Genomic DNA, 16,705 nt, shown 5'->3' with positions numbered 1-16,705 from the left:
CCGATCATCGGCGCCGCTCTTTTTTAATCATTTGCATAAATGTTCAGCAATTCTGTGAGTTCTTCTCTCAGCTGCTCTCTTACCGTAAGCGGTTCGATCACTTCTGCACTGACGCCGAATGAGCGGATCCAGCGTAAAAACTCTTCGCGGCTGTCGACTGTTGCCGTTAAAAACAGACCGCCGTCGCTGCTTGCTTCCCGGCTCGTGTTGACATAAAATTCGCTTTCTGCGACATAGCGCGCCGCTTTATCGGAAAACTTCACCACAAAGGTCGTAGATTCTTCTTCGCTGATGATCGCCCAGCGGTTTTCCAGAAAATCATCAATATTAAATGACCTTGGAATTTGAAATTGCGTATCGGTCAGTTCGACGTGCTGAAACCGGCTGACCCGGAACACGCGCACGTCCTCCCGATTATGACAATAGGCGATTAAATACAGATGCCCTTCGCGCGGCACAAGGTAATACGGCTGCAGGCGGCGGCTCGTCGTTGTGTCGCGGTGAATCGAATAATACCGGACTTGAATCTCTTGATCCCCGGCAATCGCATTTAACAGTTGCGGCATGATTTTCATTTGTTCAGATTCCCGCGGCTTCGCGTGCAGGCGGATACGGTCGCCGAGACCGGCGCCCGCTTCAAGAAGCTGGCTTTTTCCTTGTACGACACCCATCACTTTTTCCAACCCTTTTTTATACGCCAAATGAAAAGGGTGTTCTCCTGAAGTTATCCCTTCAGACAGCATCGGAAAGAGTGTCAGTGCCATCCACTCGTCATGTGTCAAGCGTCCGTTCACCGGATGAGACTGAAACAACAGTTTATATCCGTCGCGGCCGTTCGGCTGAATTTCCACACCTTGATCTTGTAAGTCCCGGACATCGCGGTAAATACTGCGCACGGATGTCTGACAATACTCCGCAAGCTCCGGCGCGGTCGCCGTTTCATGGTTCGATAAATAATCAAAGACAAAAAACATTCGCTCTGCTTTTTTAAATGTTTTTCCCGTCGTCATGTCTTCCCTCCTTTCAAATTTGAATTACGCTTACATTTATTGTATCCTTTCTCACCCCATTTGCCAACATCATCCAAAAAACCGGGGAAGAGTTTTCTTCACCCGGTTCGTCTCTCGTTATTGCCATTCATCTTCCTCGATCAGCCAAATTGCTTGACCGGATTGAAACGGATCTTCGAAAATAAATTCAAAAAACTCCGCTTCTTCCACATCAAAAGCGATCTCGCCGCTAAGCGTCCGCTCGGCGCCAATCTCCCCGTCGAGGCTTCCGGACGTATCAGCCATGATGTCCATCTCTTGGCCGTAGCCGTCCGGGTCAACAAGACTCATTTGCATCAGCGTTGAGACATTCGCTTCTTCCTCGGTCGTGTTTTCAATGCTGACATCCACAATTAAAAAGAAATCTTCTTCCGGTTCGATAAAATCTCCGTCACCGTCATCGCGGCGCACTTCATTCAATGTCACTTCGAGGCCGTTGAAATCAACCGTCGACCCGACACTGACATCATCTTCTTCGACTTCCTCGCCGTTGTTGTCGTCTTCTTCTTGATCATCTGCTTCATCTGTGTTGTTACCCTCGTTTGCCTCTTCATCATTCTCGTCATCTTCACCGGTGTTGTTCGCAGCATTATCGGCTGCTTCTACGTCATTATTCGCGTCTTCATCGTTGTTGTCATTGACTGTGTTGACGTCTGCATCGCCGCAAGCACTTAAGCCGAACACCGCTAAGAGTCCCGCTGTAAAAATTGTCCGTTTCATAATCTAAATCCCCCTTTTCAATGATTGACTCCAGTATATCGCCTGCTGTGACAACCATTGTCAGGGAACAAAAGTTTGGGGAAATTTTTTTGCCGCTCTGTATGATAGCCTTCATCTTTCGAAAACCAGCGTAACCGTTTGCAGAGATTCCGTTATAAAAATTCGGTTTCTAACAAGTTATTTTTTTTCGTCTGAGCGGTTCAAGTTCGGCGATCACTTCCTCAACGACGTACTTTGCAATCGCCGGAGCTGCGGTGACACCCGGCGAGTCGATTCCTGCCACGTGAATAAACGCCTCAGCTTCATGGGATGGCTTAATATAGAAATCTTCCTGATTGATTGACGAGCGAATTCCAGCATATCCGTGACTGATCCGATCGTATGGCGGATTGTCGACCAGCCTGTCAATCTCGGCACGAATTTCTTTTTCTCCCTCTTCTGTCACAGACGCAGAATCAATCGAAGACTGTTCGACGCTTGTCGGACCGAGTCTGATTGTGCCGTCGGGTTGAGGAATCATCAGCACTCCTTTGCTTTTTTTCGTCGGCAGCGGATAAATAATGTGCTGAATGAAATCCTTCGCTGACGAATCAAGGACGATGTATTCGCCGCGCTGCGGCTCGATTTTATACGGAACTTCATTTTCTACCATCTCAGCAATCCGTTCGTTGGCAGTTCCGGCGGCGTTGATCAGAAAACGGCTCTGATACTCGCTGCCGGAGCTCGTCGAAATCGAAAATACACCGTTTTCAAAATTGATCGCTGTCACTTCTTCACCCGTATTTATTTGCGCCCCGTTTTTCGTTGCTCTCTCCGCTATTTTACCTGTCAGCATTGATGTATCAGCACTCATAGCCGCAGAAAGCTTGACGGCACCTGCTATACTTGCTTTCAAATTCGGCTCGATTTCTCGCACCTCGTCACTCGAGAGCACGTCGATCTCAGCGGTGCCCTGCTTACGCGCATCATTCACCATTTTTTTAAGCTGAACCATTTCTTCAGCCGAACGAGCAACCAGTAACGCTCCGTTACGGTTAACGGGCACATCAAGCTGAGCCGCCAACTCCTGATACATCGCATTCCCTTCTTTTCCAAGCCGGGCTTTCAATTCTCCTTTTTCAGGAGGCATCATCAACTCCGGATGAACAAGTGCACTGTTGTGCGTTGTCTGCACTTGAGCGAGCGTTCGTTCCTTTTCCAACAGCAGCGTCTTTCCTTCATAGTGAGAGAGGGCGTGCGCAATAAAACTGCCTACGACACCGCCGCCAACAATTACATAATCATACAATCTGCTCATCTCCTTTAAAAAGGTTCCGCAAACACAGTACCTTTTTTGAAATATTTAGAAACTAAGCTGCAGACGATCGGTGTTCTCTCAGCATCTCAAGAACGAAATTAACTTTTCTACCGCTAATATAGTGGAAAATCAGGCTGCTGTTCAAATTACATGCTCACTAGTGAGCATGTAGATTGTCGACAAAGTCATGACATCGATCGATGTTAAATTGAAGGAAGCCATGCATCCACTCCTCCGAGACCTCCTTGCTCGGGGCAAGCGGAGGGCAGTGGCTGCGTGGCTTACGTCAAAATAATCATTTGTCTGCACTCTGAATGCTCACTAGTGATCATCGTTAACTGCCGGACGTCGCTCGCTTTATAAAACGCTGACGAGAGCCGTTTCAAAGCTGACATAAACAACTTTTATGAAAATATCGCGAGCGCAAATAAAATTACATAGGATACGGCAATCGCCGCTATGCCTGCAATCACCATTTTCCTCGCCGTTTCAGGCGCAAACGGAGGCTGATATTCTCTCATCGCACCGGACAATTTCAATTTATTGCGGTAAAAAACGGTAATCAAAATAAGAATGCCGCCGGCTTGCAGTAGAAAGAAGACCAGCTCCAGCCACGATCCGCCTAATATATGGATGCCGCCTAACCATTCGAGCACGTATGAATTAAAAATCGCATACGCACCTAAAATAACAAACATGACGACAAGGATGCGCAATATTTCAAAGATAAAACCCAAAACATTCTTCAACGTGATTTCCCTCATTTCTAAACTGATATCTCCCCTATTGTAGCGGAAAATCTGCTCAATTCAAATTATTCATTGGCGAAAATCCGCTTCAGCACGTATACTTTAAGAAGAATCTTTCAACAAAGGTGTGTTTTACGATGACTGCATTCGATCAAAAAATTGACCGTAACGGTACGGCCTCAATGAAATGGGACCGCACGGAAGAGATATTCAATACAAAAGAGACCATCTTGCCGATGTGGGTGGCCGATATGGATTTTCAGCCGCCGCAAGCTGTTTTGGATACAATGCAACAACGGCTGAACCACGGTATTTTCGGGTATACATATACCGGGACGTCGGTGACTGAGGCGATCCAAACATGGATGGAGAAGCATTATAACTGGCAGTTTAAATCGAGCGAGATTCTTTACAGTCCCGGCGTTGTGCCGTCGATTTCAAAGTGTATTCAGACACTGACAAACCCCGGCGAAAAGGTGCTGATCCAGTCGCCGGTTTATCCGCCGTTTTTCTCGATGACAACAGAAAATGAGCGTAAGATTGAAAACAGACCGCTCAAAGAAGTCAACGGCACGTACACCGTTGATTTGGCTGATTTTGAAGCGGCTGTATCCCGAGACGATGTGACGATGTTTTTATTATGTTCACCGCACAACCCGGTCGGCCGGGTGTGGAATGAAGACGAACTGCGCGGCATGGCTGAGCTATGCGTGAAGCATAACGTCATCATTGTCTCTGATGAAATACATGCGGATCTTACCTTGCCCGGTTACAAGCATCTTCCGACCGCAACACTTTCAGAAGATATCGATAAGCAAACGATCACCCTGTCCGCGCCGAGTAAAACGTTCAATCTCGCCGGGTTGCAGGCATCATTCATTATCACATCTAATCGTGAATGGCTGGAAGCACTTCAGGCTTTCGATAAAAAAAATAACGTTAATATGCTGAATACATTCGGCGTACTCGCGATGGAAGCAGCTTATAAGCATGGCGAAGAATGGCTTGACGAACTGCGTGAATACATCGCGGGCAATGTTGAACTCGTATATGAATTTTTCCGCCGGGAACTCACACCGCTTAAGGTCAAAAAGGTTGAAGCGACTTACCTGGTCTGGATCGACTGCCGCGCGCTTAATTTAGATGATAAAGAACTAAACCGGCTCTTCATAGAAGAAGGACAAGTCGGCTTTAACCCTGGCCACAGTTTCGGGAGCGGCGGCGAAGGTTTCGTCCGCATGAATGTGGCTTGCCCTCGTTCAACTGTGCAAGAAGGACTCGAACGAATCAAAACAGCAGTGACACCGCTATTAGAGAAAACGAACGCATAACGACCTCACGGCGAAAGGAGAAGGACGCGGATGCAGTACGCTCGCGAAATGTTTTATCGATTCAAGGAACACCAGCTGATTTATCTCGGTGCACAGTGCGCTTACTTTCTTCTTCTCTCGCTTTTTCCGTTTATGATTGTGATGGTCAGTTTATTGACGTTTGTCCCTTTTACTGTCGAAGACTTCAAAATGCTCCTTGAAGATATTTATATGCCTGCCGGCGTCACAGAAGTGATTGAAGGGCAGCTCGAGTCATTAGCGCAGGATCGCAACACCGGGGCGCTGTCACTCGGAATCCTCTTTACTCTCTGGACAGCATCGCTTGCGATCAACGCGATTTTGCGCTCTTTGAACTTGTCTTATGTCGTCACTAAGCGGCGCGGACTCATTTTAGGGCGGCTGATTTCCATGGGACTGACCGTCGGGATGTTTGCCGTCGTCGTAGCTGCGTTAACGTTGCAAGTCATCGGCGGCCTGCTGACCGAGTGGCTCGATTTTGACATGTGGCTGATGGATGCCGGTCTATTGCGCTGGATCTTAATTACATTATTAACATTCGGCGTTTTTCTCGCTTTATATTTAATTGGACCGGAAACACGGCTGTCTTTTAAAAATGTGTATGTTGGGACAATTTTTGCGACGTTGGGATGGCAGCTGACGACACTCGGCTTTTCCGCCTACTTAAGTAATTTTGCGGATTACTCTGCTACTTACGGAGCAATCGGGGCTGCGATCGTTTTAATGGTCTGGTTTCACATTTCCGCACTCGTCATTCTAATCGGCGGCGAGATCAATGCTATCAAAAAAGAAGGCCTGCAATGGGTCAAATAGCTGCGTTGAACCAATGGTTCAGCGCGGCTTTCTACGGTCTCAATGATGTAAAAAATCATGAAAAATAGGATCACCTTGTTGAAAAACAGAGGATGTTGCCGTACTGTGGAAACTGAAGACAAACCAAAGAGAGGACGTATACTTGTTTGGGAAGTCACCTCATTCAGATCAATCCTTACGATAAACGGATGAACATTAAAATCGAAGGGTTGTTCAACGAACATGACTGGACAGAATTGCTTCAATCTTACCAAGACAACCGATCGCTCATCTCTCCGCAAAGTTACAACATTGAACTGGACTGCTTATCCTTTCCCCTTCAATCTGACTACCAATGGCACCTGCTCGAACGCTGTTATAACTTTTTTAATAACGAATCATTCCGACAAATTTCATTTATTATCAACCAATCAAAACAGCACGTCGATCATTCCTTTCGCCAAGCAGCATTGAATGAACAATTCGCGAATTTGCAATGGCGCGAGGTGTAATCGGAAAACGATGAACAGACCGTAGGCCGATTATTTCCAAAATGACGGTGCGGTCTATGATCCATAGTTTTTTCCATCTGAAACAACCGGCCATTCCCGGTTCGGCAAACGCCAGCGATAGTAGACGGAAAACTGACGAAGCGTAACTACAGCGGCCACGATTGAAACTAACCCGATATCAGAGGTTACCCAGCCTGATCCAACAACAATTCCCGGAATCAGTGTCCAAGCAATATAGATTTCCCGTTGCAAAAATAATGGTTTCCTGCCTGCCAACACGTCGCGGACCATCCCGCCTCCCGTGCCGGTCAGCGCCGCAGCTGCAATCGCAGCGCTTAACGGCAAACCCATCGAATAAGCATAAATCGCGCCTTGCGTCGAAAACGCGCCGAGACCGATCGCATCAAAAAATATCCCGCGTCGCAGCAGGGTCCACTGCAAAATCCGCGGCACAAAAAACGCTGCTGTCATCACAAAGAAAGCGGCAATAAATAACGGCCCTTGATTCCAAAGCTCCTCTACCGGCACACCAATCAATAAATTTCTGATCGCTCCCCCGCCAAACGCCGTAATAAAGCCGAGAATGTATATCCCCATCAGATCGTATCGCTCTTCCATTGCAACAAGCACCCCGCTCAAAGCAAAAGCAATCGTCCCGATCATATTTAATATCTCCCACATAAAAACAATTCCTTCCTTATTTTCACACTTGATTCGATGAAAAGTTTAGAGGAATCTGCGGAAAAAGGCAAGAACAGCTTTTATTTTCGTAATTCGGCGACAAGCGAAGGACTGTCGATCTGAAACGGCTGTCCGGAAAAATCGCCAAAGATGTCTATGGAGCTAAACATTGCGCTCGCAAGCACTTCTTTTAAGTCAGCCTCCGTCAACGGATAAAGGAGCGTTTCCGCTTCAAAAACTTCGTCACAAGCGTATAGCCGCATTTGAAACCGGATCCGATTCCCTTCGAGCTGGTAATAACGCTGAAAACGCAAGTTTTTTTCCGCATGCTGAATCTCAGGGAGTTCGGTGATATTTTCAGCATAAACGCGATCGTAATTCACGGTTTGTATCAATAAGCGCCCTCCCGGCTTTAAGAGTTCGCGAAACTGCTTCAGCTGGCGGATCATCGCAGATTTATCCGGCAAATGAACGAACGAATTTCCGATGCAAATGATGACATCAAACACCGCTTTCGGCCATAACTCTTCAGCTTCTTCCATCCCGGCATGAACCGTCTCGATCTTCACACCTTGCGCTTCAGCTTTTCGGCTGATGTTCTTTGCCATCCGGGCATTGCTGTCGAGCGCGGAAACGTTAAAGCCTGCTTTCGCAAATGCTGCTGCTTCAGAACCGCTTCCCGCTGCCGCATCGAGCAGATTCACGTCTTTCTGTCCTTTAAAAGCTTCGATAACTCTGTTCACAGCTCCTTGTTTGACGCCGAACAAATCATCATAATAGCGGCTTAAAATATCGTAAAACGTCATTGTCCATTCACTCCTTCATAGGCAATTACACTATTTTTCCGGTCTGAATGCAGTGATACGTATCACAGTGCTGGACAAGCCTATGCTGTTCCGTCAAAATAAAAGATGGGTATTTACACCATTTTTCAAGGAGGTCATTCTATGAATCAACCATTTCGCGCTTTTTCGGCTTCAGGAAACGGAACCGGCGAAGTCGTGCAGAAGAATGAAGAACAGCTGCCTGAGGGCAACGTCGTGATCGAAGTGTTTTATTCCGGTGTGAACTACAAAGACGCTCTCGCACTCGATCCGAAATCGAAAGTAGCATCAGGCTATCCGATTACACCGGGCATTGATTTGTCCGGAAAAGTCGTGTCATCTTCTGATCCGCGCTTTAAAGAAGGCGACGACGTCATTTGTACGAGTTACGAATTAGGTGTCGGCCATGACGGCGGTTATGCCGAATACGCCCGTGTGCCGGCAGACTGGGTCGTACCGCTTCCTGAGGGACTTACGCTGCGCGAAGCGATGATTATCGGTACCGCCGGTTTCACAGCCGCGATGTCGATTCACCGCCTCGAGGAAAACGGCCTCGATCCGTCGCAAGAGCCGATTTTAGTGACCGGTTCCACCGGCGGTGTCGGCAGCATGGCGATCTCGATGCTTAACGAACGCGGCTACAGCGTCACCGCAAGCACCGGCAAAGATTCCGAACACGATTATCTCTACCGTCTCGGCGCTAATGATGTCATCCATCGCGATGAACTCAATCCGGAACAGCGCCGGCCGTTAGACCGGCAGCGCTGGGCAGCCGCTGTTGACGCCACCGGCGGAGCGCCGCTCGCCTACATTTTATCATCGGTGAAACAGCACGGCGCCGTCGCCGTCAGCGGACTGACGGCCGGCATTGATATCCCGACGACCGTCGTTCCGTTTATTTTGCGCGGTGTCGACTTGCTCGGAATTGATTCCAGTTACTGCCCGATGCCGCTTCGCGAAAAAGTTTGGCAGCGCGCGGCAACAGATTTGAAACCGGCTCACCTTGAAGACATCGTCCAACAGGAAATCGGCCTCGACGGCTTAAACGAAGCAATCGCCGGTGTCGTGCAAGGTCAGGCCCGCGGGCGCACGCTCGTGAATGTAAAGAAATAAATTCTTTTCAATCGGTTGAAGGAGGGCTACGCATGACAGAAGGGATCGCTCATATCGCATTCACGGTTCAAAACATGGATCGTTCACTTGCCTTTTACTGTGACAAGCTTGGGTTTAAGTACGGCTTTCAAGTCCAAGATGACAACGGAAATCCCTGGATTGAATACGTTCAAACGGCGCCGCAACAGTTCATCGAACTGTTTTACGGCGGCGAAGTCGAGCGGCCGGATGAACCGAAAACGATCGGCATGCACCATATCTGTTTTCGCGTAAACGATATCCGCGAAACCGCCAATCAGCTTCGCGACCAAGGCATCATGCTCGATGTTGAACCGAAACGCGGTGTCGGACAAAACTGGCAGTGCTGGATCAGCGACCCGGACGGAAACAAAATTGAATTTATCCAACCGGATGATGATTCCCCGCATTTACGGCCGTAAGAAATCCCTCTGCGTTAAAATCGCAGAGGGATTTCTGTCTGTCTTTATTTACTTGACCTTCTCTGTCAGTTTATCGATCGCAAGCGCTATCGCGCCGTCACCGGTCACGTTAGCAGCTGTGCCAAAGCTGTCTTGGGCCATATACAAAGCGATCATTAAGCCAAACGCCACTTCGGTAAAGCCGAGCATGCTCGTCAACACACCGATCGCTGCCATGATCGCACCGCCGGGCACCCCGGGAGCGGCAACCATGATAATCCCGAGCATCGCAATCACCGGAAGCATTTCAAAGAAACCAGGGATCGTAAAACCGTCCAGTACAGCCATCACAGCGACAGCACAGCTGACAATCGTGATGACACTTCCGGCTAAGTGAATCGTCGCACCGAGCGGTACACTGAAGTTGGCTACTTCTTCACGAACCCCATTTTCTCTTGCCTGCTTAACAGTCACAGGGATCGTTGCCGCTGAGCTCATCGTTCCGAGCGCTGTAAAGTAAGCAGGAAGCATCGTTTTGATTAACTGGAGCGGATTGCGTCCTGTATAAAGTCCGACGAGAATATACTGCAGGGAAATCCACACCCAATGCAGTGCAATCGCGGCCAACAGCACGAGCCCGAAGATTTGCAGCGTGGCAAATACAGTCCCTTCTTCCGCTATCCCGGCAAAAATTCCCGCAATGAAAAACGGCAGGAGCGGGATGATAATCCCTTTGATCACAAGTTCAATCACTGCTTTTCCTTGATCAAACACTTGAATCAGCGCGGATGTCTTCAGTTTGGACATCGCGATCCCAAACATAAACGCCATCACAAGCGCTGTAATCACGCCCATTAAAGGTTCGATTTCGAGTTCGAAGAAAGGTTCCAATCCGGCGCCTTCTTCCGGGGCCGCCTGTTCCGAAGCGATCATCGGCATCACTGCCACCGCGACAAAATAAGCCATGATACCGGCAAGAACGGTGGACAAATAAGCTCCCCCGACGTTCAATCCGACAAGTCTCGCCGAAGCTCCGCCAAGATTTGCTACCCCTGACGCAATAAAAAAGAGGATAATGAGCGGAATCATAAATTCAATAAACTGTCCAAAGAGCATTTCAAATGTAATGAACAGCTTTGTCAGCGGTTCAAATCCGACTAAACCAACGACAATACCAGTAAGAATACCTAAAATCAGTTTTAAAATTAATTTCAATGGTGTCATTCCTTTCTTTGCTGATTGACGTCCTTACAAAAAGGACATTTGTTTTTCACCCACGATCATATTGCCTCTTTTTGCTCTCGATTTCAAGACTCCCGCGGAACAGTCGCAATTCTCAGTTTTCAGCAAACGCTTTCAATACAAAAAAAAGACGTTTTTTAACAAAACGTCCCAGATTGTAGACAAACGATTATTTTGCTGTCAGCCATGAATCCACTGCCCTCCGCTTGCCCCGGGCAAGGACTCAGCTAGTATTCGTCGGTATCAGACCGCCGAATCCGGATCTTCGTCTCTTGCTTTCCCGGAGGCGTCGGTGGAGTGGATGCATGGCTTTTTTCTGAGACGTTTTTTACAAAACGTCCTTAGAATGAAGATAAACTGCTATTTTGACGGAAGCTGCGCGGCTTCCTGTTCTTTTAAGCGGATGATCCGCTGGTTCCGGCTTCCGCGAAAAGCCAGTGTCGTGTCCCGCTCCTTGTCACGATACGGTCCGTCGACGAGAACATCAATCGTCTCAAGCAGAGCTTTTTGACTGTCTGTTCCGCTCTCTGCCAATTCTTCATACTCGTAGCCGGTGTAACTCCAGACGTTTAAACCGAAGCGTTTTAGCGCGGCCGCTGCCGGATAAACCTCTTCTGCCTGGGCGAACGGTTCACCGCCGGACAACGTCACATTTTGCGTTTCTCCCTGCAGCACGGCTTCGACGAGCTCGTCTGCGGTGTAGTCTTCCCCTTGATCATAGTCCCAAGATTCCGGGTTGTGACAACCGTAACAGCGGTGCGGACAGCCGGCAAAATAAACCACTGTCCGCAAACCTTCGCCATCGACGATCGAATCACGATTGATTGCCAACACCTTCATCGATGCTTCACCCGGTCTTTTTCTTCAGCGCGCTTCGCTTCGTTCCAGCGGTCGAGACCGCCGACAAGGTAACCGGTGATCCGGCGGATGTGCTGGATGTTTGCCGGATCTTCTTCGCCGCATGTCGGACACTCGTCGCCGATCATTCCTTGATAGCCGCAGGAAAAACAATGGTCAACCGGATGGTTAATCGAACCGTAGCCGATGCCGGCCTGTTTCATGTACGCGATAATTTCTTGAAATGCTTGCGTATTTGCCGAGGCATTGCCGTCGACTTCCACGTACGTAATATGTCCGCCGTTACAGTAGCAGTGAAAAGGAGCTTCTCTGTTAATTTTTTCTTTCACGGTCACATCCGCATAAACCGGCAGATGAAACGAATTCGTATAATACGCTTTATCAGTGATCCCCTTCACATCCCCGAACATCTCACGGTCTCTGGCGACAAACTTTCCCGACAGCCCCTCTGCAGGTGTCGCAAGCAGCGCGACGTTTCGCCCGCTTCGTGCCGTCTCTTCATCGGTCAACCGGCGCATTTCCGCAATAATCTCCTGACCGAGCTGCCACGCTTCGTCACTTTCTCCGTGATGGCTCCCGGTCAAAACTTGCAGCGCTTCGGCTAAACCGATAAAGCCGACGCTTAAAGAGCCTTCGCGCAAAAGCGGTTCGACACGATCCCCGGGATTCAGCGTTTCCCCGCCCCGCCAAACGCCTTGCGCATATAAAAACGGGAACGACGACGCCGGAAAGCTGCCTTGAAAATCGTAGCGTCCATGCAGCTGCTTCATGCATAAAGCAACCGCCTTATTCAGTTCCGTGAAAAAAGCCAATAAGTCCCCGTCTGCTTTCAACGCCAGCCGCACGAGATTTACCGATGAAAACGAGAGATTCCCCCGCCCCGATACCGTTTCTTCGCCGTTCACATTGCCCATTACGCGCGTGCGGCAGCCCATGTAGGCTACTTCCGTATCAGGGTCATCCTCACGGTAATAAGCCCGGTTAAACGGAGCATCGAGAAAGCTGAAATTCGGATAGAGCCGGCGCGAAGACGTCTCAACCGCTTTTAAAAATAAATCGTAGTTTGGATCCTCCGGGTTGCCGTTGATTCCGTCTTTGACTTTAAAAATCTGGATCGGAAAAATCGGTGTTTCGCCGCGGCCGAGACCGTTTTGCACCGCTGCCAAGATTTCAGCAGTGATCAATCGGCCTTCTTCCGAGATGTCCGTACCGAAATTGATCGATACAAACGGCACTTGTCCGCCGCCGCGTGAGTGCATTGTATTGAGGTTATGAATAAACGCTTCGGCGGCTTGGGCCGCTTCTGCTTTTGTTTTTTCCCAAGCACCGTCATCGGTGTACCCTTCCGCTTTGTACTTTTCGTATGATAAAACGACAAAAGGCGCTAAATCGCGGTCAATCGCCGGGTAGGCTTGCCCGCCGTGCTGAAAGTTTTGGTTGGACTGCACAACAATCGCTGCCAGCGCAAACGCTGTTGTGATCGATTTCGGCGGGCGAATGTACCCGTGACCGGTGTGAAAACCTGTTTGTAAAAGTTTCCCGAGCGGAATTTGACAGCACGTCGTCGTTCCGGTCGGATAGTAATCTTTATCATGAATGTACAGGACGTTCTCCTCTTCTGCTTCGCGAATCTCTTTTTCCAATAGTTTTTCGTCTGTAAACCACTTCATCGTTTCGCTTGCAAAAGCGTTCATTTTTCCAAGCGGTGTCGAGCCGTTAACGTTCGCATTTTCTTTTAAGACGTCGCTGTCAGTATCAATGATCTTCGCGAATGGCGCGATCCCCAGTGTCATTGTTTACTCCCCCTCTTTAATTTTTCCCCGTATTACAAATCGTCGAACCCGTTATCTTCAGAAACTTTCGCATATTGGCGCGGTTTCTGCTCGAAGAAATCAGTCTTCCCGTCGTTCATGTCTTCATACACTTTAATCCAGCTCATCGGATTTTTCCGGTAGCCATCAAACGGCCGTTCCACGCCAAGTTCGTTGACCCGCTTATTCGCCATAAAACGAATGTAGTCTTCCAAATCCCCGATTGGAATCGCAGGAAATTCATTGCCGATAATGTAGCGCGCCCACTCAATTTCCAGTTCGGCCGCTTCGATAAACGTTTCCTGGACAAAACGGTCAATCTCTTCGCCTTGCAGTTCCGGATATTCGTTGCGGATTTCTTTAAACATCCGGGCAAACAGCATGACGTGCAGCTGTTCATCGCGGTTAATGTAGTTAATCATCGTTGAGGTCGAGACCATTTTTCCGTCGCGCGCCAACGAGTAGAAAAAGCTGAAACCGGAGTAAAAATTCAATCCTTCTAAAATGACATCATAAACAATTGATTTTAACAGCGTCTCCGGCGTCGGATTATTGACAAACGCTTCGTAGCCTTCTGCGATAAAATCGTTGCGTTTTCGGAGCACCGGATCGTGCTTCCAATACTCAAATATTTCCTCTTGTTCGTCTTTTGATACTAAACTGGAAAGCACGTAAGAATAGCTTTGATTATGGACAACTTCTTGAAACGCGAGTGTCGTCATCAGCGCATTCAAACTTGAGTCCGTCACGTACTTTGAAACATGCATCGCATAATCGGTTTGGATGCTGTCTAAAAACGCTAAGAGCCCGATGATTTTTTTAAAGGCATCTTCTTCGTTGTCTGACAAATACTGAAAGTCTTTAATGTCTGAAGACATATTGATTTCAAACGGCGTCCAAAAATTCGCGAGCATGTTTTTATACAGCGGATACGCCCACGGAAAGCGGACATCGTCCCAATTAAGCACGTTCGAGCTTTCTCCGTTCAAAATGCCGGTCGACGCATTCGGCGCGTCGACATCATACAAACTTCGTTCTTTTAACGGTTCTGATTTCATTGTCTAAGACTCCTTTCTTAACTCGAGCAGCTGTCACAGTCTTCGATTTCCGTTGACGTTGAGCGGACGTAATACGTCGTTTTTAACCCTTGCTTCCAAGCATCTAAATGAAGATCGAGCAATTCTTTCGCTTTGATCGAATGCGGGACGTACAAGTTAAATGAGATCGCTTGGTCAATGTGCTTTTGCCGCTTCGCATTCTGGCGGATGCTCCAATGCTGGTCAATCAAATGCGCCGGTTTGTAGTACCACGTTGTTTCAGCCGACAGCTCCGGCGCGGTCACAGGAATTTTGAAGTTTTTCTTCTCTTCGGCGTACATTTTTTTGAAAATCGGATCGATCGATGCGCTTGATCCGGCGATTAAAGACGTGCTCGCGTTTGGCGCGACCGCCATTAAGTAGCCGTTTCGAAGCCCCTTCGCCTGAATGTCTGCTTGCAGCTGCTGCCAGTTCGGATCCGTTAAACCTCGTTTTGAAAAATAAGCGCCTGTCGCAAAATCCGAGCCGGCAAACTGCGAATACGCTCCTTTTTCTTCTGCCAGTTCCGCACTTGCTTTCAGCGTCAAGTAATGGATTTGTTCGTACAGTTCATCCGCATACGATACTGCTTCCTCGGACTCCCAATTAATCTTTTTCTTCGCAAGCAGGTGATGCCAGCCGAACGTCCCGAGCCCGATCGGGCGGTATTTTCCGTTCGTCAGTTTCGCTTGCGGCACCGGGATCTGATTGACGTCAATCACATTATCGAGCATGCGCACTTGAATCGGGATCAGCCGTTCGAGTGCATTGTCGCTGACAGCGGAAGCAAGCGAGATCGAACTTAAATTGCAGACGACGTAATCGCCCGGATCTTTCGTGATTTTAATTTGACCGTCTTCCGTTTCTTCTTCGCTGATAACCGTCGGACTCATATTCTGGGTGATTTCCGTGCAAAGGTTCGATCCGTAAATCATTCCGGCATGATTGTTCGCGTTCAGCCGGTTGACTGTGTCGCGGTAAAACATATACGGCGTTCCCGTTTCAAGCTGGCTGACCATGATCCGTTTGAGGATATCGATCGCTTCAACCTTGTCTTTCGAGAGTTCTTCTGTGTTGACGCACGCCTCGTATTTTTCCCGAAACGATCCTGCTCCGATCTCTTCATCGTACGCATCTTCCAGTGAAAATCCCATCAACTCTCGCACTTCATGAGGATCAAACAAATACCACGGCTCGCGCGCCTCGGCCTTTTCCATAAACAGGTCCGGCAGCGTCACGCCGGTAAATAAATCGTGCGTTCGCTGGCGTTCGTCGCCGTTGTTTAACTTCGCGTCCAAAAAGGAGAAAATATCTTTATGCCAAACATCGAGATAAACAGCAATCGCACCCTGGCGCTGGCCGAGCTGATCGACACTGACAGCGGTGTTGTTCAGCTGCTTCATCCACGGAATTACCCCGGACGACACGCCGGGATGACCGCGAATCGATGATGAGCGGCTGCGGATTTTTCCGAGATAAAGCCCGAGTCCGCCGCCGTTTTTACTCACCGTCGCAGCATCAGTATTGCTGTCAAAAATCCCCCGCAAATCATCATCGACCGTGTCGATAAAACAGCTCGACAGCTGACCGTGCGTCTTCCCGGCATTCGCTAACGTCGGAGTTGCTACTGTCATATACAGGTTCGATAAAGCCCAATAAGCTTCACGCACATAACCGAGCCGTTGATTTTTCGCTTCATCCTGCATCAAAATAAGCGCGATCGTCAGCCAGCGCTCTTGCGGCAGTTCTTCCAGGCTGCCGTCAAAGCTACGCAATAAATAACGGTCAGCCAACGTTTTCAGCCCGATATACGTAAACTTCAAATCACGGTCCGCTTCAATCATCGAAGCGGCCGCTGCTAATTCATCCGCGCTGTATTTCTCAGTTAAGACAGGATCGAGCCGTCCGTCAGCAACTTTTCTTTGCACCCATTCAGGATAAGACTGATAAGGAACGTGACCGCGAACGCGTTCAGCTTCCTGATACATGTCATCCAGGGCAAAAGCAGCCGCCACATACGTCCAATCCGCCTCTTCATCTGTCATTTCATCTAACGCGTATAGAACCGCTCGTTGATCATTGCCATCTGCTAAACCGGCGGCCTTTCGTTCAAATCGGTCCCAGCTTAAATGCGGAAACCGCTCTTTTAACTCGTCCGTTCGTCCTTGCAGTACCTGAACCATAATTGATGCCTCCCTGTAATTGAACATTAA

General features: G+C 48.7%; 16 protein-coding genes. 5 read left to right on the top strand and 11 right to left on the bottom strand.

Annotation, left to right across the window (positions count from 1 at the left end):
- Nucleotides 1–23 precede the first annotated feature (23 nt).
- The 4 genes from EDD67_RS10485 to EDD67_RS10470 all read right to left on the bottom strand — a co-directional run bounded on the left by EDD67_RS10485 (nt 24) and on the right by EDD67_RS10470 (nt 3,815).
- Nucleotides 24–1,010: a helix-turn-helix transcriptional regulator gene (locus tag EDD67_RS10485; protein WP_093072452.1), complete on the bottom strand. Its 987-nt coding sequence runs from the start codon at nt 1,008–1,010 to the stop codon at nt 24–26.
- A 117-nt stretch (nt 1,011–1,127) separates the two neighbouring features.
- Nucleotides 1,128–1,769, bottom strand: a complete 642-nt coding sequence (locus tag EDD67_RS10480) for a DUF4352 domain-containing protein (RefSeq protein ID WP_121439979.1) — start codon at nt 1,767–1,769, stop codon at nt 1,128–1,130.
- A 169-nt stretch (nt 1,770–1,938) separates the two neighbouring features.
- Nucleotides 1,939–3,057 carry an NAD(P)/FAD-dependent oxidoreductase gene (locus EDD67_RS10475; protein ID WP_158638217.1) on the bottom strand — a complete coding sequence of 373 codons (1,119 nt, stop codon included), beginning with the start codon at nt 3,055–3,057 and terminating at the stop codon, nt 1,939–1,941.
- Nucleotides 3,058–3,470: 413 nt separating this feature from the next.
- On the bottom strand, nt 3,471–3,815 hold the full coding sequence (locus EDD67_RS10470; RefSeq protein ID WP_121439977.1) for a hypothetical protein: 345 nt from the start codon (nt 3,813–3,815) through the stop codon (nt 3,471–3,473).
- A 137-nt stretch (nt 3,816–3,952) separates the two neighbouring features.
- Here EDD67_RS10470 and EDD67_RS10465 point away from each other — a divergent pair, with 137 nt between their 5' ends.
- The 3 genes from EDD67_RS10465 (at nt 3,953) to EDD67_RS10455 (ending at nt 6,468) form a co-directional block, all read left to right on the top strand.
- A complete protein-coding gene (locus tag EDD67_RS10465; protein ID WP_121439976.1) occupies nt 3,953–5,146 on the top strand; it encodes a MalY/PatB family protein in 1,194 nt (397 codons plus the stop codon).
- A 30-nt stretch (nt 5,147–5,176) separates the two neighbouring features.
- The gene (locus EDD67_RS10460) at nt 5,177–5,977 is read left to right on the top strand and encodes a YihY/virulence factor BrkB family protein (RefSeq protein WP_121439975.1); all 801 of its coding nucleotides are present in this window, start codon (nt 5,177–5,179) and stop codon (nt 5,975–5,977) included.
- Between the two features lie 146 nt (nt 5,978–6,123).
- Nucleotides 6,124–6,468, top strand: coding sequence for a hypothetical protein (locus EDD67_RS10455; protein WP_121439974.1), 345 nt, complete (start codon nt 6,124–6,126; stop codon nt 6,466–6,468).
- 54 nt (nt 6,469–6,522) lie between these two features.
- Here EDD67_RS10455 and EDD67_RS10450 read toward each other — a convergent pair whose 3' ends face one another.
- A complete protein-coding gene (locus EDD67_RS10450) occupies nt 6,523–7,149 on the bottom strand; it encodes a trimeric intracellular cation channel family protein (RefSeq protein ID WP_121439973.1) in 627 nt (208 codons plus the stop codon).
- A gap of 80 nt (nt 7,150–7,229) precedes the next feature.
- Nucleotides 7,230–7,955 (bottom strand): class I SAM-dependent methyltransferase, encoded by a 726-nt coding sequence (locus tag EDD67_RS10445; protein ID WP_121439972.1) that lies wholly within the window; start codon nt 7,953–7,955, stop codon nt 7,230–7,232.
- 141 nt (nt 7,956–8,096) lie between these two features.
- On the opposite strand from EDD67_RS10445, the gene EDD67_RS10440 reads away from it, so the two are divergent.
- Together EDD67_RS10440 and EDD67_RS10435 are read left to right on the top strand one after the other, a co-directional pair.
- On the top strand, nt 8,097–9,086 hold the full coding sequence (locus EDD67_RS10440) for an oxidoreductase (protein WP_121439971.1): 990 nt from the start codon (nt 8,097–8,099) through the stop codon (nt 9,084–9,086).
- Between the two features lie 32 nt (nt 9,087–9,118).
- Nucleotides 9,119–9,526, top strand: a complete 408-nt coding sequence (locus EDD67_RS10435; protein WP_093072440.1) for a VOC family protein — start codon at nt 9,119–9,121, stop codon at nt 9,524–9,526.
- A gap of 48 nt (nt 9,527–9,574) precedes the next feature.
- Here EDD67_RS10435 and EDD67_RS10430 read toward each other — a convergent pair whose 3' ends face one another.
- The 5 genes from EDD67_RS10430 to EDD67_RS10410 form a co-directional block, all read right to left on the bottom strand.
- Complete coding sequence (locus EDD67_RS10430; RefSeq protein WP_121439970.1) at nt 9,575–10,720, bottom strand: dicarboxylate/amino acid:cation symporter; 1,146 nt, start codon at nt 10,718–10,720, stop codon at nt 9,575–9,577.
- A 387-nt stretch (nt 10,721–11,107) separates the two neighbouring features.
- Nucleotides 11,108–11,587, bottom strand: coding sequence for an anaerobic ribonucleoside-triphosphate reductase activating protein (gene nrdG / locus EDD67_RS10425; protein ID WP_121439969.1), 480 nt, complete (start codon nt 11,585–11,587; stop codon nt 11,108–11,110).
- Nucleotides 11,584–13,398 (bottom strand): anaerobic ribonucleoside triphosphate reductase, encoded by a 1,815-nt coding sequence (locus EDD67_RS10420; protein ID WP_121439968.1) that lies wholly within the window; start codon nt 13,396–13,398, stop codon nt 11,584–11,586. Before EDD67_RS10420 ends, nrdG begins: the two co-directional genes overlap by 4 nt.
- Nucleotides 13,399–13,430: 32 nt before the next feature.
- Nucleotides 13,431–14,474 (bottom strand): ribonucleotide-diphosphate reductase subunit beta, encoded by a 1,044-nt coding sequence (locus EDD67_RS10415; protein ID WP_121439967.1) that lies wholly within the window; start codon nt 14,472–14,474, stop codon nt 13,431–13,433.
- Nucleotides 14,475–14,491: 17 nt separating this feature from the next.
- Entirely contained in the window at nt 14,492–16,675 is a 2,184-nt protein-coding gene (locus EDD67_RS10410) for a ribonucleoside-diphosphate reductase subunit alpha (protein WP_242006022.1), read from the bottom strand.
- Between the last annotated feature and the right edge of the window lie 30 nt (nt 16,676–16,705).

The sequence above is a fragment of the Salisediminibacterium halotolerans genome, assembly GCF_003814815.1.
Taxonomy (GTDB): domain Bacteria; phylum Bacillota; class Bacilli; order Bacillales; family Salisediminibacteriaceae; genus Salisediminibacterium; species Salisediminibacterium halotolerans.
This window is presented reverse-complemented; position numbering and strand designations above follow the sequence as displayed.

Coding starts and splice junctions, on each gene's coding strand:
- EDD67_RS10420 (WP_121439968.1), bottom strand. CDS start 13,398: ATGACACTGGGGATCGCGCCATTCGCGAAGATCATTGATACTGACAGC.
- EDD67_RS10445 (WP_121439972.1), bottom strand. CDS start 7,955: ATGACGTTTTACGATATTTTAAGCCGCTATTATGATGATTTGTTCGGC.
- EDD67_RS10465 (WP_121439976.1), top strand. CDS start 3,953: ATGACTGCATTCGATCAAAAAATTGACCGTAACGGTACGGCCTCAATG.
- EDD67_RS10410 (WP_242006022.1), bottom strand. CDS start 16,675: ATGGTTCAGGTACTGCAAGGACGAACGGACGAGTTAAAAGAGCGGTTT.
- EDD67_RS10435 (WP_093072440.1), top strand. CDS start 9,119: ATGACAGAAGGGATCGCTCATATCGCATTCACGGTTCAAAACATGGAT.
- EDD67_RS10485 (WP_093072452.1), bottom strand. CDS start 1,010: ATGACGACGGGAAAAACATTTAAAAAAGCAGAGCGAATGTTTTTTGTC.
- EDD67_RS10440 (WP_121439971.1), top strand. CDS start 8,097: ATGAATCAACCATTTCGCGCTTTTTCGGCTTCAGGAAACGGAACCGGC.
- EDD67_RS10415 (WP_121439967.1), bottom strand. CDS start 14,474: ATGAAATCAGAACCGTTAAAAGAACGAAGTTTGTATGATGTCGACGCG.
- EDD67_RS10450 (WP_121439973.1), bottom strand. CDS start 7,149: ATGTGGGAGATATTAAATATGATCGGGACGATTGCTTTTGCTTTGAGC.
- EDD67_RS10480 (WP_121439979.1), bottom strand. CDS start 1,769: ATGAAACGGACAATTTTTACAGCGGGACTCTTAGCGGTGTTCGGCTTA.
- EDD67_RS10460 (WP_121439975.1), top strand. CDS start 5,177: ATGCAGTACGCTCGCGAAATGTTTTATCGATTCAAGGAACACCAGCTG.
- nrdG (WP_121439969.1), bottom strand. CDS start 11,587: ATGAAGGTGTTGGCAATCAATCGTGATTCGATCGTCGATGGCGAAGGT.